Here is a 26,992-nt window from a genome sequence, read left to right as displayed (position 1 = left end):
TCAGAGCACCTCGATCGTGGGGCCGGGGGACAGCCGCCGACGGCAGTCGAGGACGAACGGGGCCTGTTCGGCGACGAGTTCGTAGTCGAAGCTGTCGTGGTCGGTGAGCAGCACCACCACGTCGGCGGCCGAGAGCTCCTCCGCGTCCGGCTCGACCCGGACCAGCCGGGCGTCCACCGGCAGATCCTCCACGACATGCGGATCGGCGGCCCTGACCTGGGCCCCCATGTCCAGCAGCAGTTGGGAGATGCGCAGGGCGGGCGACTCGCGGGCGTCACCGGTGTTCTTCTTGTACGCCAGCCCCAGCAGCAGCACGCGCGAGCCGTTGACGGATCTGCTTCTGGTGTTGAACAGGTCGGTGATGCGCCGGGTCACGTACTCGGGCATGTGGTTGTTGATGTCGTTGGCCAGCTCCACGAACCGGAAGCTCTGGCCGAGTTCGCGCTGCACCCGCCAGGACAGGTACGACGGGTCGATGGGCAGGCAGTGGCCGCCGACCCCCGGTCCCGGCGTGAACTTCATGAAACCGAACGGCTTGCTGGACGCCGCCTCGATGGCCTGCCACACGTCGATGTCCAGGTGGTGCGCGAACATCGCGATCTCGTTGACGAGCGCGATGTTCACGTGCCGGAAGGTGTTCTCCAGCAGCTTGGCGAGCTCGGCCTCCTTCGGAGAGCTCACCGGCACGGTGGTGTCGACGAGTTGGGCGTAGAAGCCCTCGACCGCCTTCAGGGAGGTCTCGTTCACCCCTGAGACGACCTTCGGCGTCTCCTTGAAGCCCCACACCGCGTTCCCGGGGTCGATCCGCTCCGGGCTGTAGCCGAGATGGAAGTCGGTGCCCGCGGTCAGACCCGAGCCCTCCTCCAGGAGCGGTGCGAACAGCTCCTGGGTGGTGCCGGGGTAGGTGGTCGACTCCAGGACGACCGTGGCGCCGGGGCGCAGATAGCGGCCGAGGGTGACGGCCGACTCCTTCACGTACCGCAGGTCGGGGGTGCCCTCGTGCAGCGGGGTCGGCACCGTCACCACGGCGATGTCGAAGCCGCCGCAGTCGCGGGCCGACTCGGTGGCCCGGTAGGTGCCGTTGTCCAGTGCGGCGCGGATCCGCTCGGAGGAGACGTCCTCCACGAAGGACTCACCGGCGGCGAGGCTCTTGATCCGCCGTGAGTCGACGTCGTACCCGATCACCTCGTGCCCGGCCTCCGCGGCACGAATGGCCAGCGGCAGCCCGACGTATCCCTGTCCCACCACGACGACACGCATCAGTGACTCCTGTTCGCGGGAGCGGTCGACGGGGCGAGCCGGAAACGCTCGCGGGCCGTCATGAGGAGGAAGGCGGCGTTGGTGGTGAGATAGCGCCGGCCCAGGCGGCGCGGTTCCTGCAGCGCGCGGTAGAGCCATTCGAGGCCGTGGCGCTGCCAGGAGGCGGGCGCCCGCCTGGTGACGCCGGCCAGGATGTCGAAGGAGCCGCCGACGCCGTGCACGACGCGGGCGCCGGTGCGTTCGCCGTAGGCGGCCGTGAAGATCTCCTTTTTCGGCGAGGTCATGCCAAGGAAGAGCATCTGGGCGCCGCTGTGCGCGATCGACTCGGCGATCGCCTCCTGCTCGGCGTCGTCGAAGTAGCCGTTGCGGTGGCCCGCCACCTTCAGCCCCGGGAAGCGCGCGGCCACCCGCCGCAGCATCTCCTCCAGCACCTCCTGCCGGGCGCCGAGGAAGTACACCGACATGCCCGCCGTCTCCGCCTCGGCCAGCAGCCGCAGGAACAGGTCGATCCCGGCCACCCGCTCGGGTAGCGGGGCCTTCAGTACCCGCCCGGCCCAGACCACGGCCTGTCCGTCGGCGAGGACCAGGTCGCAGCCGGACACCGCCCTGGCGAGCCGTTCGTCGCGCCGCATGGTGACCAGCTTCGCGGCGTTGACCACCCCGATCTCCAACTGCCGTCCGTCCCGCACCGCTTCGAGACAGCGCGCGACGGTCTGGTCCATGGTCAGCGGGTCCAGCTCGATGCCGAACAGCGTCCGACGGCCGCGCGTCAGCCCGCTCATATCCGGCCCCCCTGCCAGGCGTGGAGCATCCAGCCGAACTCGTAGGGCCGGCATTCGCGGTCCACGGACAGCGGGCGGTACACCCGGTCCAGGGACTTCAGCCGAAGGCCCGGAACGGCCCGGGTGGTCAGTCCCCGGACGGCGCGCACGGCCTTCTTCGGATCACCCCGGTAGACCTTGCGCCAGGTCACGCCGAGCTCGTCGAGGATCAACGGCTCGCTGATCTCCGGGCGTTCGGCGAATTCCGGTACGTCCGTCATCCAGCGCAGCCCCTTGCGGATCGCCGCGCCGAAGTCGCTGCCGCCCGCGTCCGTGAGATCGAACAGCGCGGTCGGCGCCATGGCGTGCTGGTGGACGCTGTAGACCGGGTAACCCTCCACGACACCGCCGGTGCGCGCGTCGTAGTGCCACCACCACTGCCCGCCCTCGCCCTGCAGCGCGCAGATGCGCGCCGCGCACGCCTCGGACGCGGCCAGCGCCTCGTCGTCCCCGTCGCCGCTCGCGTGCGCGAGGGCCAGGGCCTGGAGCGGGTACGTCTGGTCGGCGAAGCAGCTCACATGGGCCCGGTACCAGGGCAGCAGGCCGGGCCCGGTGGCGTGCGGGAACAGCGGGCCGTCGCCGATGCGGGCCCGCAGCAGCCGGTCACGCGCGGCGGTGAAACGTCTCTCCACGTCGACCGTGTCACGGGCCGCCGCGAACGCGGACAGCACCCATGCCGCCTCGACGGTGTACTGCGGCCGGTCGTAGGCGTCCAGCGCCTCGACCCGGGCGACGGCGTCGGACAGTTTGGGGTGCCCGGTCTCGGCGGCGGCCCAGGCGATGAGGGCCGCGTCCCCGAGGTTGGTCACCCCGGGCAGCGACTCCACCAGCAGGCCGGTGAACTCCTGGGCGGTGCGCCCGCCGAGCGCGGCCCGCTGCCGCTCCTCGGGCAGGAACCGCACGCCGAGCGCGGTGATGGCCGCGTACCGGGTGCTGGTGCCGCGTCGGTCCAGGGCCCAGGAGCCGTCGGGGTCCCGCCGCCCGGCCATGGTGAAGGCGAACGCCTCCTTGCCGGGCAGCAGCATGGCCGGGAGCCCCAACTCGGCCACCGTCAGCAGTCGTTGGGTCAGGGCGAGCAGCGACGGATCTTCACGACCGAGCGCCGTCAGACGTGAAATGGTCATGTTTGGGACACACCAACCCCCCTGTGGGTCCTGTGCTGAACGGACGTGAACGCCGCGCGGCGGTCCGGCCGCGCGACGGAAGGAGGACGTCAGGCGCCGGAGCGGTCGACGCTCCCGGACGCAGACACAGGTGTCCCCACCACCCCGTAACCCCCCCCTGGGCACTACTGGCTTGTGCGGTCAGTGTGCACGCTCTGCACACTTCGCACACATGTTATGCCGGTAGATGTTCGAAGATTTGCGCTTTGAGGGAAACAGTTGGGAACGGCTGGAAACAAGAGTCATGCGCGCTCGACGAGTTGCCCGTCCTTCTCGTCGTACCGCCCGCCGGTCTCCGGGCACTCCCACGTCCCCGGCTCGCCGTCCCGCTCCACCAGGCGCACCCCGGCCCGGCCCACCCAGCCGATACGGCGGGCCGGCACCCCCGCCACGAGCGCGAAGTCCGGGACGTCCTTGGTCACCACGGCCCCGGCCGCGACCAGCGCCCAGCGGCCGATGTGAACGGGGGCCACGCACACCGAACGCGCCCCGATGGACGCCCCCTCGGCCACGGTGACGGCCACGGCCTCCCAGTCCCCGCCACGCTTCAACTTGCCCCGGGGGTCCACGGAACGAGGGAAGTAGTCGTTGGTGAACACGGCCGCCGGGCCGACGAACACCCCGTCCTCCAGCACCGCGGGTTCGTACACCAGCGCGTAGTTCTGCAGCTTGACGTTGTCGCCGATCCGCACCCCCGGGCCGACGTACGCCCCGCGGCCCACGATGCATCCGCCGCCCAGCCGGGCGCCCTCCCGGATCTGGGCCAGGTCCCAGACCGTCGTCCCGTCGCCGAGGGTGGCCGTCTCGTCGACCTGGGCGGTGGGCTGGATTCTGACGCTCATCGGGGTGAACCTCTCTTCGATGCGAGCGGGGGCGCTCATCATCGATCACCGGTCGTCCGCGCGCCACGGGTCGGGCGCTTCCCCCGCCGGACAGCGGCAGATCCGGCCAATCACCGCCGACGGGGCCCGTTCACCCCCGTGCCGCCCGGACGACGTCCACCAGAGGTGTCGCGGGACGTCCGGTGAGGCGGGGCACGGCATCGCTGACCCCGTCGAGTTCACCGGCCGCGATCGCCGTGTACGTCGACACCCAGGCGTCGAGCTGCCAGGGCGGGGCACCGTAGGACGCGCGGGAGGCGTACGCCTCCTCGACCGTCTCGGGGTGGTAGGTGACGGTACGGCCCTGGACCTCGGAGAGGACGGCCGCGGCCTCCGCCAGGGACAGGGACTCCGGACCGGTCAGGTCGTACACGGCACCGGCATGCGCGTCCGGCCGGGCCAGGACCGCCGCGGCGGCCTCCGCGATGTCGTCCTGGGCGACGAACGCGGCCCGCCCCTGCCCGCCCGGGCCCCGGACGACACCGTCCTCGCCGACCAACGCCGGCACGAAGTCGGCGTAGATGTTGTCCCGCAGGAAGGTGTACGCCAGCCCGGTCGTGCGGATGTGCTCCTCGGTGTGGAAGTGGTCGCGGGCCAGCGTGAACGTGGCGTCGGGCGCCGCGCCGAAGAAGGAGACGTAGACCAGCTGCCGTACCCCGGCCTCGACGGCGGCGTCCACGAACGACTTGTGCTCGGCGAGCCGGTCGGCGCTCTCGGCCGCGGACACCATGAACACGGTGGCGACACCGGCGAGTCCGCGCACGACGGCGTCGTGATCGGCGTACTCCGCCGGGACCGTGGTGACGCCGGGGAGCGCGGGCGCCCGGTCCGGACTGCGCACCAGGAGCCGCTGGGACACGCCCCGCTCGGCGAGGAGACGGGCGACCCGCCCACCGAGGCGGCCTGTGGCGCCGGTGACGACGAGCGGGGTTTCCGGCGTGGTGGTCATGGCTGGCTTCACGTCCCTCGGTGAGCGCTTTCAGGAGTTCGGGCGCAACCTACTCTGCGGGCGGGGCGGGGAGCGGGACGCCCAGCGGCACCGGTGTGCCGAAGCCCGGGAGCCGGGGCGGGGGTCACGGGCGGGGGGCGCGAGGGGACGGGCTCCTGGGCGCTGTTGCCAGCAGCTTCTGGGCGCGGTGGGCCAGCCCCATGGCCTGGTAGCTCATGGCGAGGGTACGGAGGATGTTCCCGGTGACGGGGTGGCCGTCACCGAGGACACGGCGGCTTCGGACGAGCGCGTCCTCGAGCAGGCGCGCGGCTTCGGCGCTGCTGCGGAGCCGGTTCAGGATGGCGGCCAGATGGTGGGCCGCGGTGAGAGTCCAGGGATGGTTCATGCGCCTTGAGGGAGGTCAGAACGGTGGCCAGGTCCGCCGCCGCGACGAGGGTGCGCGGATGGTCCTCGCCCAGGGTGCGGCGGCTGTGGCCGAGGACGTCCTGAAGCAGCCGGCGTGCGGCCTCGTACTCACTCAGGGCGGAGAGGGCCGTGCCCAGGCAGTTCGCGGAGACGAGGGTGTCGGGATGGTCGTCCCCGAGGACGCGCCGGCGCCGCTGGAAGATGTCCTCGTACAGGCGGCGCGCCTCCTCGTGCGCACCGAGGGCGCCGAAGGTCCCGGCCAGTCCGTTGGCGCCGGCAAGGGTGTCGGGGTGGTCGTCGCCGAGGAGGCGGCGGCGGCGTTCGAGGACGTCCAGGGCCAGTGGGCGCGCGTCGGCGTATTCACCGACCGCCGCCTCCGCCTCCGCCTCCGCACGGGCGGCGGCCCACGCCAGCGTGTCGAGGTGGTCCGCACCGAAGTGGACGTTCCAGAGGTCGTGGAACTCCACACACACCCGGCGCGCTTCTTGGAGCCTGCCGCTGTGCATCAGATACCGGGCCGAGCCCAGGAGCGCGTCGCGCACGAGGAACTGATCGGTGTCGCTGGGGTGTGGACGCCCCAGGAGGTGCGCGGTCAGCTCGGCCCATTCCGGCCAGCGCGCGGGGAGCTGAGCTCGGGTCGATGCACGCGTCCAGGGCCCCGCTGACGGCCTTCTCCGCCGCCGCGACATACGACAGATCGGCCGGATGCTTCCGCAACTCCGAGGTGTGGCTGAGGAACACCAGCCGCTTGGTCACGCACCCACCCCGTAGTCAACGCCCCGCCTGAACAGCCCCGTTCACCAGGGTAGTCACTGAGGGGCCCGCATGTGTACGAGATGTGGACGTCCCTCTATCAGGTCAACCGTCCCGGACCCTTGACTCGCTACCCCCCAGTAGCCATCCTCGTCCCACAGCTTGCGCCGGTCATGACAAAGACGCATGGCCGCCGACCGAGGGACGTGGGTCATGACCAAACCTCGACGCCCGTACGGCAGACGCACACACGTCACCGTCGTGTCGCTCCTCCTCCTCGTGTTCGCCGTCGCGCTCGGCCCCGCCCCGAGCTCGGCGGCCGCGGTCGACTGGTGGAACCCGACGGCCCGCCCCGCCCCCGACTCGCAGATCAACGTCACCGGCGAGCCGTTCACCGGTACCGACTCGGCAGGTGAGGTGCGGGGGTTCGTCGACGCCCACAACCACCTCTTCTCCAACGAGGCCTTCGGTGGCCGGCTCATCTGCGGCAAGGTCTTCTCCCCGCAGGGCGTGGCCGACGCGCTCAAGGACTGCCCCGAGCACTACCCCGACGGCACCCTCGCGATCTTCGACTACATCACCCACGGCGGGGACGGGAGACACGACCCGGTCGGCTGGCCGACGTTCAAGGACTGGCCGGCGTACGACTCGATGACCCACCAGGCCAACTACTACGCGTGGATCGAACGTGCCTGGCGCGGCGGACAGCGCGTGCTGGTCAACGACCTCGTCACCAACGGCGTGATCTGCTCGGTCTACCCCTTCAAGGACCGCAGTTGTGACGAGATGACCTCGATCCGGCTCCAGGCGAAGCTGACGTACCAACTGCAGGACTACATCGACGCGATGTACGGCGGCACCGGCAAGGGCTGGTTCCGGATCGTCACCGACAGCGCCCAGGCGCGGCAGGTGATCAAGGAGGGCAAGCTCGCCGTCATCCTCGGTGTCGAGACCTCCGAGCCCTTCGGGTGCAAGCAGATCCTCGACATCCCGCAGTGCAGCAAGGCCGACATCGACAAGGGGCTCGACGAGCTCTACGACCTCGGCGTGCGCAGCATGTTCCTGTGCCACAAGTTCGACAACGCGCTGTGTGGCGTCCGCTTCGACGAGGGCGGGCTCGGCACCGCCATCAACGTCGGGCAGTTCCTGTCCACCGGCACCTTCTGGAAGACCGAGAAGTGCACCGGCCCCCAGCACGACAACCCCATCGGCACCGCCCCCTCCGCCGCGGAGGCGGATCTGCCCGCCGGCACCGAGGTGCCGTCCTACGACGCGGACGCGCAGTGCAACGTCCGAGGGCTCACCGACCTCGGTGAGTACGCCGTCAAGGGCATGATGCAGCGCAAGATGATGCTCGAGATCGACCACATGAGCGTCAAGGCCACCGGCCGGGTCCTCGACATGTTCGAGGCCGCCTCCTACCCCGGCGTGCTCTCCTCGCACAGCTGGATGGACCTCAACTGGACCGAACGGGTCTACTCCCTCGGCGGCTTCGTCGCCCAGTACATGCACGGCTCCGAGGGCTTCGTCGCCGAGGCCGCCCGCACCGACGCGCTGCGCGAGAAGTACGGCGTCGGCTACGGCTTCGGTACCGACTTCAACGGCGTCGGCGACCACCCCGGACCGCGCGGCGCGAACACCTCCAACCCGGTGAAGTACCCGTTCCGGAGCGTCGACGGCGGCTCCGTCATCGACCGGCAGAAGACCGGCGAGCGCACCTGGGACTACAACACCGACGGCGGCGCCCACGTCGGCATGATCCCGGACTGGATCGAGGACATCCGGCAGGTCGGCGGGCAGGACGTCGTCAACGACCTCTTCCGGGGCGCCGAGTCCTACCTCGGTACCTGGTCCGCCTCCGAACAGCACCAGGCCGGCGTGAACCTCGCCAAGGGCCGGACGGCGACCGCCAGTTCCTCGGAATGGAACCCGTTCACCAGCTATCAGCCGGGCCGCGCCGCCGACGGCGACGACGACACCCGCTGGGCGAGTGACTGGAGCGACGACCAGTCGTGGCAGGTGGACCTGGGCTCCACCCACCTCGTCTCGCGCGTCACGCTCGACTGGGAGCGGGCGTACGGCAAGTCGTACCGGATCGAGCTGTCCACCGACGGCACGAACTGGCAGACCGCCTGGTCCACCACCGCCGGCGACGGCGGCCTGGACACGGCCCGGTTCACCGGCACGCCGGCCCGCTATGTTCGGGTGCACGGCCTCGACCGGGGCACAGACTGGGGATACTCGCTGTACGAAGTGGGCGTCCACAGCGCCTGACGCGACGACGGGGGACGCGCACATGGCACGCATGCCGTCGGCACAACGGCGTCGGCAGCTGACCGAGGCGGCGATCAGGGCGATGGCCCGGGACGGCGTGGCCCGGACCACGACCCGCTCCATCGCCGCCGAGGCCGGCGTCTCCCTGAGCGTCTTCCACTACTGCTTCGACTCCAAGCAGGAGCTGGTGGAGTCGGTCATCACCACCATCACCGACCACTACGTCGGCATCGTGAGGGAGGCCCTGACCCCCAGGGCCTCCCTGGAGGAGACGGTACGGGCCGGCTTCCAGGCCTACTGGAGCCACGTACGCGCGCACCCCGACGAACACATGCTCACCTACGAACTCACCCAGTACGCCCTGCGCCGACCGGGGTTCGAGCATCTGGCACGACGGCAGTACGAGCTCTACGGCGAGCTCTACACCGGCATCATCGAGCAGCTCTCCCGGTCCACGGGCTTCCGACTCCGCATCCCCGTCCCGGCGCTGGCCCGCTACCTCGCCGCCATGACCGACGGACTGACCCTCAACTACCTGGTGCTCGGCGACGAGGACGCCTGGACCGACATCCTCGACACCGTCACCGCCCACATCGCGGGGCTGGTCTCCGCCTAGGCGCGCAGCGGGTTGGCGCGGGCCGCCGCCAGCAGGTACCAGGCCGTCGCGCCGGCGTGCCGGTACGGGTAGTAGCCGAACCCGAAACCGGTGTCGAGGGGGCTGGAAGCGGAGACGACACCCGACCCCGGGGCGACCGGAGCGCCGCCCAACGTCTGGCCGCCACCCAGCAGTTCCTGTGCCCGCTCGATGGAGGCGAGCAGACCACGGGCGCGCTTCTCGTCCTCGGCGGCTCGCCGGTCCCGCAGGGCGAGGGCCAGGTGGGCCGTGCCCTCGAACCACACCCCGTGGCGGCAGGGCTTCGGCTGGCCGTCGGCGATCGGGGCGTCCTCGTCCGCTCGCAGACTCGCCGAGCTGAAGGTGACCCCACGGTACGACTGCCCCGCGGGTACCGCGCTGTTGCGGCGGTCGGCCGAGTCCAGGACGGCGAGTTCACGGGCCACCCAGTCCAACGAGCCGCGGTAGGCGGGCGAGTCGAGTGCCAGGTGCGTCCAGGTCTGGGTGTCCTCGGGTATCGGGGACTTGTTGATCGTCACGCCGTCGTTGGTGCCGGTGTAGAAGTAGCCGCCGTCCGGCTCCCACATCCGCTCCACGAACTTCCGTGCCACCGACCGCCGTTCCCGCCACACCCGGTCGCCGGTCAGCCGTGCCAGCTGCCCGAAGAAGCCGACTAGATCGGTGTTGTGCTCGGTCGAGGTGAACGGCAGCTTCGCGTTCGCCCCGTCGACGCCGAACTTGAACCCGCCGAGCGGCTCGTCGGTACGGCCCGTCCGGTCGATCCACTCACCGATCCGCACCGCGCCCTTCAGGAAACGGTGCTCCCCGGTGCGCCGGGCGAGCGCGGCCAGCGCGACACCGGCCCACGCCATGTCGCCCACGGCCGTGCCGGTGAAGCCGAACTGCCGGCCGATGTTGGCCGTGCCGTCCGCCCGGACGAACCCGTCCGGCTGCGGGGAGCCGTCGTAGAAGGTGTACGGCCCCACGTTGTAGGCCTGCCGGAGGCGGCCGTCGTCGTGGTCGGGGTCGTGGGCCTGCGCGTACAGCAGCGCGTCGCCGAGCACCGTGGCCCGCACGACGCCGTCGTGCGTCCGGTTCGCGAGGAACGCCAGGATCGTGAGGGCGTTGTCGTAGGTGAACGCCGTGCTGAACAGCCCGGCCTGGTCGGTGTAGCTCTGCGCCAGCCGGATCGTGCCGTGCTCCGGGTAGGCGTCCATGGCGGCGGCGAGGAACCCCAGTGCGCGGTGCCGGGCCGCGGCGGCCGTCCCGGGGGCGGCCGCCGCGGCGGAACCGGCGGTCAGGGCTGCGGCGCCGACACCGAGGCCGGTTGCTATCAGTGCGCGGCGGCTGAGTGCCGGGCCATGGCTGCCGGTCATGGGTCTCCTCAAGGTTTGAGAGCGCTCTCAAATGCGCGCTCATTCTGCTGTCGCGAGGAGGCCCGGTCAACGCCCTTGCCCGGAGGAGTAGTTCGAGCAGACGAAACGGCCCCAGGAATCCTGGGGCCGTCGCGTCGAAGGTGTGGACGTCGGGGATCAGACCGCTGTCGGCGGGTGCGTCGGGGGTCAGACCGCTGTCGACGGGTATGTCGGGGATCAGACCGCCGTCGACGGGTACGTCGGGTACTCCACCCCGGAGACGTGCTGGACGACCCGGATCACCTGGCAGGAGTAGCCGAACTCGTTGTCGTACCAGAGGTAGAGGATCGCGTTGTCGCCGTCGACCTTCGTGGCGCCGGCGTCGACGATGGAGGCGTGGCGCGAGCCGACGAAGTCCATCGACACGGCGTCGGGGGCGGTGGTGAAGTCGATCTGGCGCTTGAGCGGCGAGTTCAGCGAGACGTCGCGCAGGTAGCCGAGAACCTCCTCGCGGGTCGTCTCACGGCCCAGGCGCAGGCTGAGGATCGCGATGGACACGTCCGGCACCGGCACCCGGATCGAGCTGCCCGTGATCGGCGCCTTGAGGTCGGGCAGCGCCTTGGCGACGGCCGAGGCGGCACCCGTCTCGGTGATCACCATGTTCAGCGGCGCCGAACGGCCGCGACGGTCGGCCTTGTGGTAGTTGTCCAGCAGGTTCTGGTCGTTGGTGAACGAGTGGACCGTCTCGACATGGCCGCGCAGCACGCCGTACTCGTCGTCCATCGCCTTCAGCGGCGGCACGATCGCGTTGGTGGTGCAGGAGGCGCAGGACAGGATCTGCTCGTCCGGCTTGACGGTGTCGTGGTTGACGCCGTGCACGATGTTCGGGACGTCACCCTTGCCGGGCGCGGTGAGGACGACCTTGTCGATCCCGGGACGCAGGTGCTGCGAGAGGCCCTCGCGGTCCCGCCACTTGCCGGTGTTGTCGATGAGGATCGCGTTCTTGATGCCGTACGCCGTGTAGTCGACCTCGGACGGGTCGCTCGCGTAGATCACCTTGATCGCGTTGCCGTTGGCGACGATCGTGTCGGTCGCCTCGTCGACGGTGATCGTGCCCTGGAACTGGCCGTGGATCGAGTCGCGGCGCAGCAGCGAGGCCCGCTTCACGAGGTCCTGGTCGCCGCCGCCGCGGACGACGATCGCACGCAGCCGCAGCCCGCTGCCGGAGCCCGCCTTCTCGATCAGCAGCCGGGCGACGAGCCGGCCGATGCGGCCGAAGCCGTACAGGACGACGTCACGGCCCTCGCCGCGCTCGATCTTGTTGGCGCCGGTGGCGCCGGCGACGGCCTCGGCGGTGAAGGCCTCGATCGTCAGGCCGCGGTCGTCGGCACGGTACGTGGCGGCCAGCATGCCGATGTCGATCTGGGACGGGCCGAGATCGAGGGTGGTCAGCGCCTGGAGGAAAGGCAGGGTCTCGGTGACCGACAGCTCCTCGCCGGCGATCTGCCGGGCGAAACGGTGGGTCTTGAGGATGCTGACCACCGACTTGTTCACCAGGGAGCGGCTGTGCAGCAGGACGGTGACGTCCCGCTCGCGGTGCAGCTTCCCGATGATCGGGATCATCGACTCCGCGATCTCCTCGCGGGTCTTCCAGTTGGTGAACGAGTCCTCGTTGACAGTCACAGATCCATCTTTCGAGCTAGGCAGCGCTCATATGTTAACCACATGTTCGTCTGGCCCCTCGAACGGGGTGGGGTCGAAGGCCCCGGCGGCCCCGGCGGCACTGGAGGACGTCGCGAGCGGCTGACGGTTTCATCGGCGGCATCGAGAAGAACCGGCCCGCCGCCCGTACCTGCCGGCACGGGGCCGCCGCTCCGCGTACCCGCCACCGATCGACCAAGGGACGGACCTCATGAACGCAAGCGCATCCATCGGCGTCACCGGGCTGGGCGTGATGGGCCGCAACCTGGCGCGGAACTTCGCCCGCCACGGGGCCACCGTCGCCGTGCACAACCGCTCCGCCGGCCGCACCCGCGCGCTCGTCGAGGAGTACGGCCACGAGGGCACGTTCGTCGCGGCGGAGTCGGCCGAGGACTTCGTCGCCGCGCTCGAGCGCCCCCGGAAGCTGATCATCATGGTCCAGGCGGGCGCGGCCACCGACGCGGTCATCGAGGAGTTCGTCCCGCTCCTGGAGACCGGCGACATCGTCGTCGACGGCGGCAACGCCCACTTCGCCGACACCCGCCGCCGCGAGGCCGCCCTGCGCGAGCGGGGCCTCCACTTCGTCGGCACCGGCATCTCCGGCGGCGAGGAGGGCGCCCTCGCCGGCCCGTCCGTGATGGTCGGCGGGTCCACGGAGTCGTACGCCGTGCTCGGCCCCCTGTTCGAGAACATCAGCGCCCACGTCGACGGCGAGCCCTGCGCCGCCCATATCGGCACCGACGGCGCCGGGCACTTCGTGAAGATGGTCCACAACGGCATCGAGTACGCCGACATGCAGCTCATCGCCGAGGCCTACGACCTGCTGCGCCAGGTGGCCGGGTACACCCCGGCCGAGATCGCGGCCGTCTTCCGCCGCTGGAACGCGGGCCGGCTCGGCTCGTACCTGATCGAGATCACCGCCGAGGTCCTCGCCCACACCGACCCGGCCACCGGGGCGCCCTTCGTCGACGTCGTCGCGGACGCGGCAGGCCAGAAGGGCACCGGCCGCTGGACCGTGCAGACCGCCCTCGACCTGGCCTCCCCGGTCACCGCGGTCGCGCAGGCCACCTTCGCCCGCGCCGCCTCCGGGCAGGGCGACCTGCGCGCCGCCTACCGGGGCCTGCCCGGCGGCACCACACCCCCGCTCAGCCGCACCGAGGCCGAGCGCTTCACCTCGCAGGTGGAACACGCGCTGTACGCCTCCAAGGTCATCGCCTACGACCAGGGCTGGACGATGATCCAGGACGCGGCGGCCGAGTACGGCTGGAAGATCGACCTCGGCACCGTCGCCCGCATCTGGCGCGGCGGCTGCATCATCCGGGCCGCCTTCCTGGACCGCATCCGGGCCGCGTACGCAGCCGACCGGGACCTGGTCAGCCTGCTCGGCGAGATGGAGTTCGCCATGGAGATCACCGACGCGCAGGTCCCCTGGCGCGAGACCGTGGCCTCCGCGGCCCGCCGCGGCATCCCCGTCCCGGCGATCTCCGCCGCGCTCGCCCACTACGACACCCTGCGCGCGGAACGCCTGCCCGCCGCGCTGCTCCAGGGGCAGCGCGACTACTTCGGCGCGCACACCTACGCCCGCGTCGACCGCCCCGGCACCTTCCACACCCACTGGGCCGCCCCCGGCCGCCCGGAGACGACGAGCTGACGGCACCCTTTCGGCCGCGTCCCGGCACGGGGGCCCAGCAGCGTTCCCCGGCTCACCTGCCGATACTGCGCAGAGCCGTGCCGGGTGCTCGGCACGCGTTGCAAGTCCGTCCAGGCACCGGCCTCCCACCCCCCGCCGTCCTATGGCAGCCCGTCCAGCCGCTCGATGAGGTGACGTGCCGTCATGTCCCGCAGTCCGCAACGGGTGTCCGTGAGTCACGAGCTGAACGCTGAGCGCCTTCCGAAGGGGCCGGGAGAGGGAGTTGACCCGCGGACGCAACCCTCGCCCGGACAGAACCCTCCTATCTGCTGAGCCAACCGCAGACACAAGACGTTCACAGGGGGAGTACGCCGTGGCAGAGCTGTCCCGCCGCCGGTTCATGGTCTACACGCTGGCGGCGTCCACGCTGACCGTCGCGGCGCCGCTCGGCTGCGACGCCCCGACGGCCGCGGGCGCGACCGCCCGGCGTTCCGACGTCGTGGTGACCGGCACCGACGACGAGATGCTGGTCCTGGAGATCACCCGGGAGAACAGGGTCGTCGTCCGGCTGCCGCGCGTCGAGGTCGGGCAGGGCGTCACCACCGCGGTCGCCATGATGATCGCCGAGGAGCTCGACGCCCGGCTCACCGACGTCGACATCCCGCTGGCCGAAGCCCGGACCAGGGGCAATCAGTTCACCGGCGGTTCCAGCTCCGTCAGTTCGCTGTACGGTCCCGCCCGCAACCTCGCCGCGACGGCCCGCGCCCGTCTCGTCACCGCGGCCGCGCAGCGCTGGCACCTGCCCGCCCGCGTCCTGCGCACCCGGGACACCACGGTCGTCGCCCCCGACGGACGCACCGCCACCTTCGGCTCCCTCACCGAGAGCGCCGCCCGGGTCCGTCGGCCCCGCGTGTCGAGCAAGCCCAAACCGGCGTCCAGGCACCGGGTGATCGGGCATCCGACACCCCGCATCGACGCCCGCGACATCGTCACCGGACGGGCGCGCTACACCGGCGACCTGACCGCGGCCGGTGCGAAACCGACCGTGGTGGCCCGCCCGCCCACGCTCGGCGGGAAGGCCGTCTCGGTGGACGACCGAGCCGCCCGCGCGCTGCCGGGTGTCCTCGAAGTGGTGCGGATTCCCGGGGGAGTTGCCGTCGTGGCGGAGTCCTTCCACCATGCCTTCGAGGCCAGGGACGCCCTGAAGATCACCTGGGCCCCCGGCCCGCTGGCCCGGCTGTCCGACGCCGGGATCCGCTCCCGGCTGCGGGCCGCGGTGCCGCCGCTCGCCGCTCCGCCGCGCGGATCGGCCCAGTGGGAGGCCCGGTTCGAGTTCGCCTTCGTCAGCCACGCCCCGATGGAGGTGCTCACCGCCGTGGCGGACGTGCGCGCCCACCGCGCCGAGATCTGGTTCTCCTCCCAGTCGCCGATGGACGCGCGGGAGGTCATCGCCTCGACGGTCGGGCTGCCGTCGTCCGCCGTACGCGTCCATGTCGTGCGCGGCGGCGGCTCGTTCGGCCGCCGGCTGAACCACGACGCGGCGATCGAGGCCGCCCTGATCTCCAAGAAGGCGCGCCGCCCGGTCAAGCTGATGTGGAGCCGCGCCGACGACATCCGGCACGGCCGGATGCGCCCGGCCTCCCAGCACCGCATACGGGTCAGCCACGCCCACGGCCGCGTCGTCGCCTTCGCCCACGCGACGGCCTCGGTGAGCGAGGCGTGGGAGGGGGCCTCCGTCCAGGGCGGCATCAGGGGCGGGAGCGTCACAGCGGCCGCCGCCCCGGTGCCCAGCGACAGCGGCCTCTACAACTTCGGCACCTTGTCCGGGGATGCGGGCTCCGTCGAACTGGCGGCGATCCCACTGGGCGCCTGGCGGTCGGTCGACTCCGGGACGGTGCGGACGGCCGAGGAGATCGTCGTCGACGAGACGGCCCGGGCCCTGGGCCAGGACCCGGTGGCGTTCCGTCGTACGACCCTGCGGAGCAAGGCCGTCAGGGCCGTCCTCGACAAGGTCGCCACCGCCGGCCACTGGGGCCGGGCGTTGCCCGAGGGGCAGGCCCAGGGCGTCGCCGTCCACGAGGAGTACGGGTCCTGCGTGGCCTGCCTCGCCGAGATCGACGTCACCGACCCGAAGAACCCGCGGGTGACCAAGGTCGTCATGGCGGCCGACGTCGGCACGGTCGTCAACCCGCGCGGACTGGAGGCACAGCTCATGGGCACGGCGATCGACGGCATCTCCACCATCCTGCGGGCCGGCCTCCACATCGACCGGGGCGCCGTCCGAGAGGGCAGTTACGCCGACTTCCGCTACGCCCGCCAACGCCACGCCCCGCTCCGCTTCGAGGCGCACATCCTGCCCACGGGCGGGGCACCGGGCGGCGCGGGCGAACTCGGCGTCCCGGCGGCGGCCGGAGCCGTCGCGAACGCCTACGCCCGCGCGACCGGCACCGCACCCCGCCGCTTCCCTCTCGACTTCTGACCCGTGGAAGGTCCTTGATGCCCCGTCACTCCTTCGTCCTCAACGGCAAACCGGTCACCGTGGAGGCCCCCGACGACATGCCCCTGCTGTGGGTGCTGCGCGACCTGCTGCACGTCACCGGCCCCAAGTACGGCTGTGGCGTCGGCGTCTGCCGCGCCTGTACGAGCCATCTCGACGGCGCCGAGATACAGCCCTGCGTCGTCCCCGTCGCGGACTGCGCCCGGCGGGAGGTCACCACCATCGAGGGCCTGGCCGACGGCGACACCCTGCACCCCGTGCAGCAGGCCTGGCTCGACTGCGACGTGGCGCAGTGCGGTTTCTGCCAGCCGGGCCAGATCATGGCGGCGGTGGCCCTGCTGAAGCACACGCCCGAGCCGACCGACGCCGACATCGACCGGATCGAGAACGTCTGCCGGTGCGGCACGTACACCCGCATCCGGGAGGCGATCAGGAAGGCGGCGACCGCCGGGAACTGAGCGATCTGGGTAAAGTCCACCCAGCCACGAGTGGACAGGTAGGTCGCTGATGACGAAAGCCCGGGATTTCACCGACAGCAGTCCCAGACCGCTCCAGGTGGAGACACACGGGCTCGACGTGATCGGCGACGCCGAACGCAAGGGCACCCCGCGGACCCTGTTCTGGCCGTGGTTCGGTGCCAATGTCTCCATCCTGGGACTGAGCTACGGCGCCTTCGCGCTGGGCTTCGGCGTCTCCTTCTGGCAGGCCCTGGCCGCGGGTGTCATCGGCATCGTCTTCTCCTTCCTGTTGTGCGGGTTCGTGGCGGTCCCGGGCAAGCGCGGCTCCGCCCCGACGATGGTCCTCAGCCGTGCCGCGTACGGAGTGCGCGGCAACCGCCTGCCGTCGGTGATCTCCTGGGTCCTCACGGTCGGCTGGGAAACCGTCCTGTGCGCCCTGGCCACGCTGGCCACCGCGACCGTCTTCGACCGGCTCGGCTGGGGCGGCGGCACCGGAACCCAGGTGGTCGCCCTGATCGTGGTCGCGGGGCTCACCGTCGTCGGCGGTGTCATGGGCTTCGACGCGATCATGCGACTGCAGACCGTGATCACGGCGGTCACGGGTGTGCTGACGGTCGTGTACGTGTGCCTGGTCGCCGACCACATCCACTGGAGCACGGTCGGTGACATTCCCGCGGGTTCGGCACAGGAGTTCATCGGTGCCCTGGTCTTCATGATGACCGGGTTCGGACTGGGCTGGGTCAACGCCGCCGCGGACTACTCGCGCTATCTGCCGCGCACGGCTTCGAGCCGGGGCGTGATCGGGTGGACGACGTTCGGGGCGTCGCTGGCACCGTTGCTCCTGCTCGTGTTCGGGCTGCTGCTGGCGGGTTCGTCGAGCGGTCTGAACGCGGCCGTGGCCGCCGACCCCATCGGCGCGCTGACGACGATCCTGCCCACGTGGTTCCTGGTCCCGTTCGCCATGGTGGCGGTCCTGGGCCTGGTCGGGGGCGCGGTCCTGGACATCTACTCGTCCGGCCTGGCGCTGCTGTCGGCCGGCATCCGGATCCCGCGCCCGGTGGCCGCCCTCGTCGACGGCGTGCTGATGATCGCGGGCGCGGTCTACATCGTCTTCTTCGCCGACGACTTCCTGGGGCCCTTCATGGGCTTCCTGACCACTCTCGGCGTCCCGATCGCCGCGTGGTGCGGCATCATGCTCGCGGACATCCTGCTCCGCCGCCGCGACTACGCCGAGGCCGACCTCTACCGCCCGGACGGCCGCTACGGCGACGTCCCTGCGACGCCCCTGCTCCTCACGCTGGCCGCGACCGCCGTCGGGTGGGGCCTGGTCACCAACTCGACCGCGGACTGGCTGGAGTGGCAGGGATATCTGCTCGACCCGCTGGGCCTGGGCGGCAAGTCGGGCGCCTGGGCCTACGCCAACCTGGGCGTTCTCGCGGCTCTGGCACTCGGCTTCGTGGGCACGCTGACGTTGCGGAGCGGGCGGGTGCGTGCGCAGGAGGCGCGGGTGAGTGCCGTATGACCACCGGCCACCTGACTGTCATCGACATGCAGCGCGTCTTCGCCGACCCGGAAAGCCCCTGGGCCGCCCCGCGTTACGCGGAGGCCGCGGAGGGCGTACGGCGCCTGCTGCCGGCCTTCGGCGACCGGGTGACGTTCACCCGTTTCGTGGCACCGGACCGGCCCACCGGCGCCTGGCACGCCTACTACGAGCAGTGGCCGTTCGCCCTCCAGCCGCCGGACGCCCCCCTCTGGCAGCTCACGGACGACTTCGCCACCGCCGCTCAACACGTCCTGGACGCCCCCACGTTCGGCAAGTGGACCGCGCAACTCGCCGAGCGCGCAGCCCCGCAGGGGCGTCTGGTCCTCGCCGGCGTCAGCACCGACTGCTGCGTCCTGTCCACTGCGCTCCCCGCGGCGGACGCCGGAGTCGAGGTGGTGGTCGTCTCCGACGCCTGTGCGGGAGCGGACGACGACTCGCACGCGAACGCCCTGCGGTTGCTGGACCTGTACCGGCCGCTGATCCGGGTGAGCACGGTCGCGGAGGTGCTGGGAGAGGGCACGCCTGTCTCGTCGGCCGGCTGAACCACGCCGCCCGCCGCCGCGTTCGGCGCCATCGGGGTCAAGGACGCCTTCCGTGAGGTGATCTGAGACGGCGACGACCACCACGTGGGCTCGGTGCACGCCGAGTTCGCCCACCGGTGCGGCCGGCTCCGGTCGGACCGGCCCCCTCGGCTCCCGTGTGGGAACCGGCGTACGAGCAACCCGCAGAACTCTTTACGCGGCTGTCATGTCCCTGTAGCTTCCCGACCGTCGCAAGAACTTTCAGGAACTTGCCGGTGCTTCTTGCGGGGCGGAGGCGGGCCGGCGGGTCCTCGACCCGTATGGGAGCCGTGTCATGAGAGCCGCCATGAGATCTGCACCCCCACGCCTGCCACGACGCCCCCTGGTGGCGTTCGTGGCGGCGTCCGGACTGCTCGGACTGCTGTCCGCCGCACCGGACACCGGAACCTCGGTCCCTTTGCAAACCGTTGCGGACAGCACCAGCACGGCGACGGTCTTCTACTACACGAAGACGAAGAACTGGTCGTCGACCTATCTGCACTACGCCCCGGACGGCGGCGCGTGGACCACCGTCCCCGGCGTCCGGATGGAGAGCGCCTGCACGGACTGGGTGAAGAAGACCGTCGACCTCGGCTCCGCCGCCGGACTCCAGGCCACGTTCAACAACGGCAGCGGCACCTGGGACAACAACGGCGGCAACAACTACGCGCTGGGCACCGGCACCATCACCGTCAAGGACGGCGTCATCGCCCACAGCGACCCGTGCGCCGACACCGGTACGGGCAGCGGCAACCAGGCCACCGTCTACTACTCCACCGCCACCTCCGGCTGGACCACCGCCAACATCCACTACGCGCCGAGCGGCGGCTCGTGGACGACCGCCCCCGGTCTCGGCATGGAGTCCGCCTGCACCGGCTGGTGGAAGAAGACCCTCGACATCGGCACCGCCACCTCCCTGAAGGCGGCGTTCAACAACGGCAACGGCGTCTGGGACAACAACAACAGCGCCGACTACACGATCCCGGCCGGCACCACGACCGTGAAGGACAAGACGGTCACCGCCGGTGCCGCGAACCCCTGTGCCGCGGAGGCCCCCGACACCGAGGCACCCACCGCGCCCGCCAAGGTCACCGCGAGCGCCACCGACACCTCGATCGTGGTGACCTGGGAAGCCGCCACCGACAACACGGCCGTGACGAAATACCAGGTCACCCGCACCGGCGGCAGCAAGGGCACGGTCGTCACGGACGTCGGTTCAACCGTGTACACGGACACGGGACTTGAGGAGAAGACCGCCTACACCTACACCGTGAAGGCGGTCGACGCGGCCGGCAACACCTCGCCCGCCTCCGCCGAGGCGACCGCGACGACCGGCGAGGCGGCACCCGCCCCCGCCGCCGGCACCCCGCTGGGCACCGACCCCCGCAAGGACCCCATCTACTTCGTCCTCACCGCCCGCTTCTACGACGGCGACAGCTCCAACAACCGCGGCGGCAGCCAGCACACCAAGTCCGGCAACGCGGCCAACAACGACCCCATGTTCCGGGGCGACTTCAAGGGCCTGGTCGAGAAGCTCGACTACATCAAGGCGCTGGGCTTCTCCGCGGTCTGGATCACCCCGGTCGTCCTCAACCGCTCCGACTACGACTACCACGGCTACCACGGCTACGACTTCTACAAGGTCGACCCGCGCCTGGAGTCGGCCGGCGCCACCTACCAGGACCTGATCAACGCGGCCCACGCCAAGGGCATGAAGATCTACCAGGACGTCGTCTACAACCACAGCTCCCGCTGGGGCGCCAAGGGCCTGTTCACACCCACCGTGTACGGCGTCCGGGACGCGCAGTGGAGCTGGTACTACGACGAGAAGAACGAGGGATTCGAGTACGACGGCCTGACCGTCGAGCCCAAGTCCGGGAAGTCCTACTACAACGGCGACCTGTGGTCGACCGCCGAGCCCACCGGCAACACCTGCGTCAACTGGGGCAAGCCCACCGGCGGCAAGAGCGCCGAGGGCTACACCCTGTACAACTGCCAGTGGCCGAGCCCCACTTCGGGCATGTTCCCGAAGGCGTACTACCACCAGTGCTGGATCGGCAACTGGGAGGGCGAGGACTCCCGTTCCTGCTGGCTGCACGAGGACCTGGCCGACTTCGACACCGAGTCGACGCCCGTGCAGAACTACCTGATCGGCGCGTACGACAAGTACATCGACATGGGCGTGGACGGCTTCCGCATCGACACCGCCGTGCACATCCCGCGCGTCACCTGGAACCGCCGCTTCCTGCCCGCGATCTACGACCGCGTCACCCAGAAGTTCGGCACGTCGGCCGCGCAGAACTTCTATGTCTTCGGTGAGGTCGGCGCCTTCGTCAACGACAAGTGGAACCGCGGCTCGGTGAACCACTCCGCGCAGTTCTTCACCTGGAAGGAGCGCAAGGAGTACAGCGCCGACGACGAGACGGCCGCGATCGAGCAGTACAACTACGAGGAGCAGCTCGGCACGGGCCAACAGCCCACGTCCACCAACGCCTTCCTGAACGGCAACAGCTACCACACCCCGGACCACAGCCAGTTCAGCGGCATGAACATCATCGACATGCGCATGCACATGAACTTCGGCGAGGCGCAGAACGCGTTCAGCAACGGCAAGGACTCCGACGACAGCGTCAACGACGCCACGTACAACGTCGTCTACGTCGACAGCCACGACTACGGCCCGAACAAGTCGAGCACCCGCTACAGCGGCGGCACCGACGCCTGGGCCGAGAACATGTCCCTGATGTGGACCTTCCGCGGTATCCCGACCCTGTACTACGGCTCGGAGATCGAGTTCCAGAAGGGCAAGCAGATCGACTGCGGTCCCACCTGCCCGCTGGCGTCCACGGGCCGGGCGTACTACGGGGACAACGTCGAAGGCACCGTCACCGCCTCGGAGTTCGGCAAGGCGGATGCCGCCACCGGTCAGGTCGCCACCACCCTGTCCCAGCCGCTCGTCAAGCATCTCCAGCGGCTGAACCAGATCCGCCGGGCGGTCCCGGCGCTGCAGACGGGCCAGTACTCCACCGACGGCGTCAGCGGCTCGATGGCCTTCAAGCGCCGCTACACGAGCGGCAGCACGGACAGCTTCGCGCTCGTCACGGTCACCGGCGACGCCACCTACACCGGTATCCCGAACGGCACCTACCGGGACGCCGTCACGGGCGACACGAAGACCGTCACCGGCGGCACCCTCACGGTGCCGGCGCCGGGCAAGGGCAACCTGCGGGTGTACGTCCTGAACGGCACCGGGAAGATCGGGACGGACGGTCCGTATCTGAAGTAGTTGGCGTTATCCGGTGGGTACGGGAGCGGCGGTTGCCGTGTTCAATCACTCGTATCGCGACACGTTCGGACGTCCCCACACGTCAGGAGGCACCGTGATCGCCGCTCCCGAACCCGGACTCACCGCCGAGGACCTCATCGAACGGGCCGTGCGGCTGCGGCCCGTTCTGCTCGAACGCCAGCCGGAGACCGAACGGCTGACGCACTACCCGAAGTCCACCCACGACGACTTCCTGCGGGCCGGCTTCTACCGCATGCTCCAGCCACGCCGCTACGGCGGCTACGAGGTCGGCCTGCCCGTCTTCTACCGAGTGGTCACCGAGATCGCCCGCGGCTGCCCTTCCACCGGCTGGGCCCTGTCGCTCACCGCCGCCCATGTCCTTCAGGTCGCCGGCTTCTTCGAGGAGCGGGCCCAGGACGAGATCTTCGGCGCCGACGGCGACTTCCGGGCCGCCTCCACCGTCGCCCCCGTCGGCGTCGCCCGCCCCGACGGCGAGGGGCATGTCGTCCTCGACGGCACCTGGCCGTACTCCTCCGGCTCCCCGTACTCCACCCACTACGTCGGCCAGACCCTGCGGGCCGGCGACCCGCCCGGCCCCGTGCTCCTGTTCGTCGCCCCCCGCTCGGTGTGGACCGTCCTCGACGACTGGCACGGCGTCCTCGGCCTGCGCGGCAGCGGCACGGCAGGCTCCCGCCACGCCCGGGACGGCGAGCGCATGCAGCGCTACTTCCGGGACGCGGCGACGTACTGGACGCATGTCGGCCCCGGCATGGCCGAACCGCTGTTCCGCAGGGTCGGCTGCGACCGCCTCGGCCTGCCCTCGGACCACATCCCGCTCATTCCCTGAGCCACTGGGGAATGCCGCCGTCCGGATCGGGTACGTGAGCAGGACCGCGCCCGGGGCAGCGCCCCGAGCGAGCCGTAAGACCACCGCTACCAGGGGATTCACCATGGAGACACCCGCACACGACAACACCACCACACCGGCCCGGCGGGCACTGGACGCGCTGGTCGAGAACACCGAGGACACGGTGGCGCTGGACACGCTCGTGAGCAGTGAGGTCCTGGTGCCGGTGCCGGACGACGCCAGTGAGGAGGAGGCCGACAACCCGTCGGCGGTGGCGCTGCCGGTCATCGAGCAGCCCGGTGGCGACCCGGTGGTGCCGGTCTTCACCTCGGAGGACGAGATGGCCGGGCTGCTGCCCTTCGTCTCCCGCTACCGGCTGGTGCCGCTGGGCGCGCTCGCCGCGGAATGGCCGACCGACGATCTGGCCCTGACCATCGACGCGGCGTCCGCGCACCCGCTGACGCTGACCTCGGAGGGCGTACGCACCCTGCTGGGCCGCTCGCACGGCTGACCCGGGAGGGGCCCGGCCACCGATGACGGAGGGGGAGCGGCCGGGCCCGGCGGACGGAGCACGGAAGTCTCCCGCACCCGCGCTCCGGTCGATGCCTGGCGTCGTGGAGGAGGAGCGGCGCCGACTCCGCTCCTCCCCGGACGCCCACGATCGACGTGATGTGACGATATGACCGCGATGGCGGTGGCGTCGCTCCGGGATGCGCGGCAACTGTCCGCAAAGCGCGGCTGATTCAGCCGGAGCGCGTCACGCGCCGCGCAGCGTCCGCGAGGGCGTCTCGCCGAACCGCTCCCGGTACCGTGACGCGAACCGGCCCAGGTGCACGAACCCCCACCGGTGCGCCACGTCCGACACGGTCGTCGTCCCCGGTCCCGCGGCCCGCAGTTCGTCACGCACCCGCTGCAGGCGTACGTCGTACACGTACGCCATCGGCGACATCCCGACGTGTCTGCGGAACGCCTCCTGGAGCGTACGCACGCTCACCCGGGCGAGCTGCGCCAGCCGGGTGGCGTCGTAGGCCTCGGCCGGGCGTTCCTGCACGGCGTCCATGACCCGCTTGACCGAAGCGGGGCGCATCGGCGGCGCGGGAGCCTCCAGTTCCTCCCGGTGGGTGTGCTCCGCCGCCAGCAACACCCCTTCCAGCAGCGTCTGTTCGATACGAGACCGGATCAACGGCTGCCGCAACAGGCCGAGAGAGGTGTCCTTGTCCAGCAGCGCCCAGGTGGCCAGCCCTGCCCAGCTGCGGCCGGGTCCGCCCCGCACGTCGACGGACGGTCCGAAGACCGGCGGACGGGACAACGGCCGGTCGAGCAGCGACTCCAGGGCGAGATGGAGGGCGGATCTGTCGATCTTCACGGTGAGTGCCTGGCAGTCGGGCGACCAGGCGTCGATCCGGATGTGCTGGGACGGATCGAAGAAGACGGCACTGCCCTCCGTGGCGAACACGACGTCCCCGCGCCCCTGTTGGACGCTGAAGCACCCGCGTACCGGAACGGCCACGTGATAGGCACCCGGCTCGGCGAAGCCGCAGCGGATCTCGGTGCCGAAACAGATGTCGCCGACCGTCAGCGAGCCGAGGTTCAGCACGCTCAGACTGGTCGCGAAGTCCTCGGTGGGACCGATGACTTGCAGATTCATGTCGTAGTAGTGGGCGGCGATCGCCTCGTGCGCCTCTTCCGGTGAGCGCGTCGCGTAGGAGCTGAAGTCGGCCGTCCGGTCCGGTACCACGGTCACTGCGGGTTTCTCCGTTCTGTGCGCGCAGTACTTCGTTCAGCATGGCCACGCGCCGGGCCGGATACACCCGGCCCGCTTCCGGTTTTCACAGGCTCTGCCCAGGAGCGAGGATTCCGCGGGGGTTCAGTGGCTCGACCGGTGGACGGAAGGTGCCGCTCCGGTGCTGTCGCCGTAGTCGTGCATCCCATTCTCCAGCAGAGCGAAGGCCTCGGTGGCCAGCTCGCGCACCTCGGTGGCGAGTGTGGCCGGAGCGACGTCCGTCAGCATCCGGTGCCGGACATGATCGACGAGAGCCCGGTGCACCCCGAACAGGGCGCTCGCGGCCACCCGCGCGGTGATGCCGCCGGCCAGCGCGGCGGTCAGGGCGTCCACGCAGGCGGCGTGGGCCTGCTGCTCGCGGGCCTGGAGCGCGGGGCTGTCCGCGATCAGCCGGTTGACCGTGCGCAACTGCGCCAGGGCGTCCGCGTCGCCCGCCTCCACCCGGGCCGGCAGTCCCTCGGACCGCAGGAGCCGGCGCCGGAAGGCGGACAGGGCCGACTCGCCGGGCGGGCGGGTGCGTACGGCCTCGACGAGGTGCTCTCCGAAGGCTTCGAGGCGGGAGAAGAAGAGGTCCTCCTTGGCGGGGAAGTAGTTGAACACCGTCGCCTCGGAGACCTGGGCGGCGCGGGCCACCTCGACGACCGTGACCCGCTCGAAGCCGCGCTCGGCGAACAGCCGCCACGCGGTGTCGGCGATCCGCTCACGCGTCTGCTGCTTCTTCAGCTCCCGGAGGCTCACGCACCACTCCTGTTTGGGGTGACCCGAAAATTAGAGTTACCCTAACATTCTGCGAGTGTCCGACAGGTCATGACCAGGGGGTCATCCATGACGGCACAGACAGCAGTCCTCGACCTGATCCCGGGACGGGAGGCGGGCCGGTGAGCAGCCGCACGTATCTCAGGCCGCCGTGGATGCAGCGGCACGTCGGCAACCGGCTGGCCCCGCTGTTCGGCCGGTCCGTGGTGTCGCGGCTGTCGGTGCGCGGACGCCGCAGCGGGCAGTGGCGGACCGTGCCCGTCGCCGTGCTGGAGCACGAGGGCGAGCGCTACCTCGTCTCCTATCGCGGTCTCAGCGACTGGGCCCTGAATCTGCGGGCGGCACCGCACTGCCGGCTGACGGTCCGCGGTCGCACCGAGGAGCTCACCGCCGAGGAGGTGCCCGAGGCCGACCGCCCGCCCCTGATGGCGGCCTACCGCGCCAAGTACGGCGGCATGCCGACCGTCTCCCGGGTCCTCACGGCCCTGCCCGACCCGGCCGACCATCCCGTCTTCCGCCTGCGCGCCCGGAGCTGAACCAAGAGCGGCAGCAGCTGCGGCAGATCGCGAGCGATGCCGCTCAGCCGCCCAGCATGCGCTCCAACGCGCGCCGCTGCAGCGGCAGCACCTCGGCGTGCAGATCGCGCCCCTTGCGGGTCAGCGCCACCCACACGCCGCGCCGGTCCTCCACGCACACGGAACGCTCCACCAGGCCGTCCTTCTCCAGCCGCCCGATGAGACGGGAGAGCGCACTCTGGCTGAGGTGGACCCGCCCGACCAGGTTCTGCACCCGGCACAGGTCGCCCTCCGCCGGGGTCTCGGTGGCGAGGAGGTCGAGCACCTCGAAGTCACTCGCACCGAGCCCGTGCGGGTGCAGCTCCCGGTCGATCTCGCACATCGTGCGGGCGTGGACCGCCAGGATGTCCCGCCATTGTTCCTCGAGCCGGGTGTCGGCCGCGTTCACTGCCATGGGCCCCATGTTAATGCGCGTGCATCCATATCGGGGCGGGGCGGGTCTCAGCTGTCCTGGGTGATCCCGATGAGGTTGCCGTCCGCGTCCTTCACGGAGGCGATCAGCTTGCCGCCGCCGACGTCCGTGACGTCCTGCAGCAGTTCGGCGCCCGCGTCGAGGAGCGCGGCGAGACGCGCCCGGATGTCGTCGACGTGCCAGTACGGGACGGGACCGGTCATGCCGCGGGCGTGGCCGTTCGGGTCGAGGCCCACGTCCTGCCCGGCGTCCTTGAAACCGACGTAGTACGGCTCGTCGGCATAGGGCTCGGTCTGCAGCAGGGCGCTGAAGACAGCCTTGGCACGGGCGACGTCCTTGACGGGGTAGATGATGGTCTTCAGTCCGGCGGTCATGGTCTGCTCCTCCGTTGGGTTTTCGTCGGTGGATTCACCGTAGGAGGGGGGAGCGGGGCACCGCTTCTCCGATCCTGACCGCTTGCCGGGGCCGCG

At 70.8% G+C, this 26,992-nt stretch carries 24 protein-coding genes; 11 read left to right on the top strand and 13 right to left on the bottom strand.

Going from position 1 to position 26,992, the window contains the following annotated elements:
• The 7 genes from DI272_RS05130 to DI272_RS05100 all read right to left on the bottom strand — a co-directional run bounded on the left by DI272_RS05130 (position 1) and on the right by DI272_RS05100 (position 6,021).
• Positions 1–1,260, bottom strand: a complete 1,260-nt coding sequence (locus DI272_RS05130) for a nucleotide sugar dehydrogenase (protein WP_109493946.1) — start codon at positions 1,258–1,260, stop codon at positions 1–3.
• Complete coding sequence (locus DI272_RS05125) at positions 1,260–2,042, bottom strand: WecB/TagA/CpsF family glycosyltransferase (RefSeq protein WP_109493945.1); 783 nt, start codon at positions 2,040–2,042, stop codon at positions 1,260–1,262. The genes DI272_RS05130 and DI272_RS05125 overlap by 1 nt, the downstream gene beginning before the upstream one ends.
• A complete protein-coding gene (locus tag DI272_RS05120; RefSeq protein ID WP_109493944.1) occupies positions 2,039–3,205 on the bottom strand; it encodes a hypothetical protein in 1,167 nt (388 codons plus the stop codon). The genes DI272_RS05125 and DI272_RS05120 overlap by 4 nt, the downstream gene beginning before the upstream one ends.
• A gap of 281 nt (positions 3,206–3,486) precedes the next feature.
• On the bottom strand, positions 3,487–4,086 hold the full coding sequence (locus DI272_RS05115; RefSeq protein ID WP_109493943.1) for an acyltransferase: 600 nt from the start codon (positions 4,084–4,086) through the stop codon (positions 3,487–3,489).
• Positions 4,087–4,216: 130 nt separating this feature from the next.
• Positions 4,217–5,074 carry an SDR family oxidoreductase gene (locus tag DI272_RS05110; RefSeq protein WP_109493942.1) on the bottom strand — a complete coding sequence of 286 codons (858 nt, stop codon included), beginning with the start codon at positions 5,072–5,074 and terminating at the stop codon, positions 4,217–4,219.
• A gap of 124 nt (positions 5,075–5,198) precedes the next feature.
• Positions 5,199–5,411, bottom strand: a complete 213-nt coding sequence (locus DI272_RS46170; protein WP_375138108.1) for a tetratricopeptide repeat protein — start codon at positions 5,409–5,411, stop codon at positions 5,199–5,201.
• Positions 5,332–6,021 (bottom strand): tetratricopeptide repeat-containing protein, encoded by a 690-nt coding sequence (locus tag DI272_RS05100; RefSeq protein ID WP_181387091.1) that lies wholly within the window; start codon positions 6,019–6,021, stop codon positions 5,332–5,334. Before DI272_RS05100 ends, DI272_RS46170 begins: the two co-directional genes overlap by 80 nt.
• Before the next feature lie 424 nt (positions 6,022–6,445).
• On the opposite strand from DI272_RS05100, the gene DI272_RS05095 reads away from it, so the two are divergent.
• Both DI272_RS05095 and DI272_RS05090 read left to right on the top strand, forming a co-directional pair.
• Positions 6,446–8,506, top strand: coding sequence for a discoidin domain-containing protein (locus DI272_RS05095; RefSeq protein WP_109500691.1), 2,061 nt, complete (start codon positions 6,446–6,448; stop codon positions 8,504–8,506).
• A gap of 22 nt (positions 8,507–8,528) precedes the next feature.
• Positions 8,529–9,122 carry a TetR/AcrR family transcriptional regulator gene (locus DI272_RS05090; protein ID WP_109493939.1) on the top strand — a complete coding sequence of 198 codons (594 nt, stop codon included), beginning with the start codon at positions 8,529–8,531 and terminating at the stop codon, positions 9,120–9,122.
• Here DI272_RS05090 and DI272_RS05085 read toward each other — a convergent pair.
• Both DI272_RS05085 and DI272_RS05080 read right to left on the bottom strand, forming a co-directional pair.
• Entirely contained in the window at positions 9,119–10,495 is a 1,377-nt protein-coding gene (locus DI272_RS05085) for a Tat pathway signal sequence domain protein (RefSeq protein ID WP_109493938.1), read from the bottom strand. The genes DI272_RS05090 and DI272_RS05085 overlap by 4 nt on opposite strands.
• A 216-nt stretch (positions 10,496–10,711) precedes the next feature.
• Entirely contained in the window at positions 10,712–12,157 is a 1,446-nt protein-coding gene (locus DI272_RS05080; protein WP_109493937.1) for a glyceraldehyde-3-phosphate dehydrogenase, read from the bottom strand.
• Between the two features lie 229 nt (positions 12,158–12,386).
• Between DI272_RS05080 and gndA the strand changes: the two genes are divergently transcribed.
• The 8 genes from gndA to DI272_RS05040 all read left to right on the top strand — a co-directional run bounded on the left by gndA (position 12,387) and on the right by DI272_RS05040 (position 23,507).
• On the top strand, positions 12,387–13,826 hold the full coding sequence (gndA, locus tag DI272_RS05075) for an NADP-dependent phosphogluconate dehydrogenase (protein WP_109493936.1): 1,440 nt from the start codon (positions 12,387–12,389) through the stop codon (positions 13,824–13,826).
• A 379-nt stretch (positions 13,827–14,205) separates the two neighbouring features.
• On the top strand, positions 14,206–16,284 hold the full coding sequence (locus DI272_RS05070) for a molybdopterin cofactor-binding domain-containing protein (protein ID WP_109500690.1): 2,079 nt from the start codon (positions 14,206–14,208) through the stop codon (positions 16,282–16,284).
• A 17-nt stretch (positions 16,285–16,301) separates the two neighbouring features.
• The gene (locus DI272_RS05065; protein WP_109493935.1) at positions 16,302–16,760 is read left to right on the top strand and encodes a (2Fe-2S)-binding protein; all 459 of its coding nucleotides are present in this window, start codon (positions 16,302–16,304) and stop codon (positions 16,758–16,760) included.
• A gap of 49 nt (positions 16,761–16,809) precedes the next feature.
• Positions 16,810–18,282: a cytosine permease gene (locus DI272_RS05060; protein WP_109493934.1), complete on the top strand. Its 1,473-nt coding sequence runs from the start codon at positions 16,810–16,812 to the stop codon at positions 18,280–18,282.
• On the top strand, positions 18,279–18,845 hold the full coding sequence (locus DI272_RS05055) for a cysteine hydrolase family protein (RefSeq protein ID WP_109493933.1): 567 nt from the start codon (positions 18,279–18,281) through the stop codon (positions 18,843–18,845). Before DI272_RS05060 ends, DI272_RS05055 begins: the two co-directional genes overlap by 4 nt.
• Positions 18,846–19,170: 325 nt before the next feature.
• Complete coding sequence (locus DI272_RS05050) at positions 19,171–22,149, top strand: carbohydrate binding domain-containing protein (protein WP_109493932.1); 2,979 nt, start codon at positions 19,171–19,173, stop codon at positions 22,147–22,149.
• Positions 22,150–22,243: 94 nt separating this feature from the next.
• Complete coding sequence (locus tag DI272_RS05045) at positions 22,244–22,996, top strand: acyl-CoA dehydrogenase family protein (RefSeq protein WP_109493931.1); 753 nt, start codon at positions 22,244–22,246, stop codon at positions 22,994–22,996.
• Positions 22,997–23,099: 103 nt separating this feature from the next.
• Positions 23,100–23,507, top strand: coding sequence for an SseB family protein (locus DI272_RS05040; protein WP_109493930.1), 408 nt, complete (start codon positions 23,100–23,102; stop codon positions 23,505–23,507).
• Between the two features lie 246 nt (positions 23,508–23,753).
• On the opposite strand, the gene DI272_RS05035 is transcribed toward DI272_RS05040, so the two are convergent.
• Both DI272_RS05035 and DI272_RS05030 read right to left on the bottom strand, forming a co-directional pair.
• On the bottom strand, positions 23,754–24,740 hold the full coding sequence (locus DI272_RS05035; protein ID WP_109493929.1) for an AraC family transcriptional regulator: 987 nt from the start codon (positions 24,738–24,740) through the stop codon (positions 23,754–23,756).
• A 123-nt stretch (positions 24,741–24,863) separates the two neighbouring features.
• Positions 24,864–25,517 (bottom strand): TetR family transcriptional regulator, encoded by a 654-nt coding sequence (locus DI272_RS05030; RefSeq protein WP_109493928.1) that lies wholly within the window; start codon positions 25,515–25,517, stop codon positions 24,864–24,866.
• Positions 25,518–25,657: 140 nt separating this feature from the next.
• Between DI272_RS05030 and DI272_RS05025 the strand changes: the two genes are divergently transcribed.
• Positions 25,658–26,071, top strand: coding sequence for a nitroreductase family deazaflavin-dependent oxidoreductase (locus DI272_RS05025; RefSeq protein ID WP_109493927.1), 414 nt, complete (start codon positions 25,658–25,660; stop codon positions 26,069–26,071).
• Between the two features lie 43 nt (positions 26,072–26,114).
• Here the strand turns inward: DI272_RS05025 and DI272_RS05020 are convergent, their stop codons facing one another.
• Both DI272_RS05020 and DI272_RS05015 read right to left on the bottom strand, forming a co-directional pair.
• Complete coding sequence (locus DI272_RS05020) at positions 26,115–26,504, bottom strand: MarR family winged helix-turn-helix transcriptional regulator (RefSeq protein WP_109493926.1); 390 nt, start codon at positions 26,502–26,504, stop codon at positions 26,115–26,117.
• Between the two features lie 47 nt (positions 26,505–26,551).
• Positions 26,552–26,896, bottom strand: a complete 345-nt coding sequence (locus DI272_RS05015) for a VOC family protein (protein WP_109493925.1) — start codon at positions 26,894–26,896, stop codon at positions 26,552–26,554.
• Positions 26,897–26,992 lie beyond the last annotated feature (96 nt).

This window comes from Streptomyces sp. Act143 (genome assembly GCF_003143935.1).
In the GTDB taxonomy this organism is placed as follows: domain Bacteria; phylum Actinomycetota; class Actinomycetes; order Streptomycetales; family Streptomycetaceae; genus Streptomyces.
This window is presented reverse-complemented; position numbering and strand designations above follow the sequence as displayed.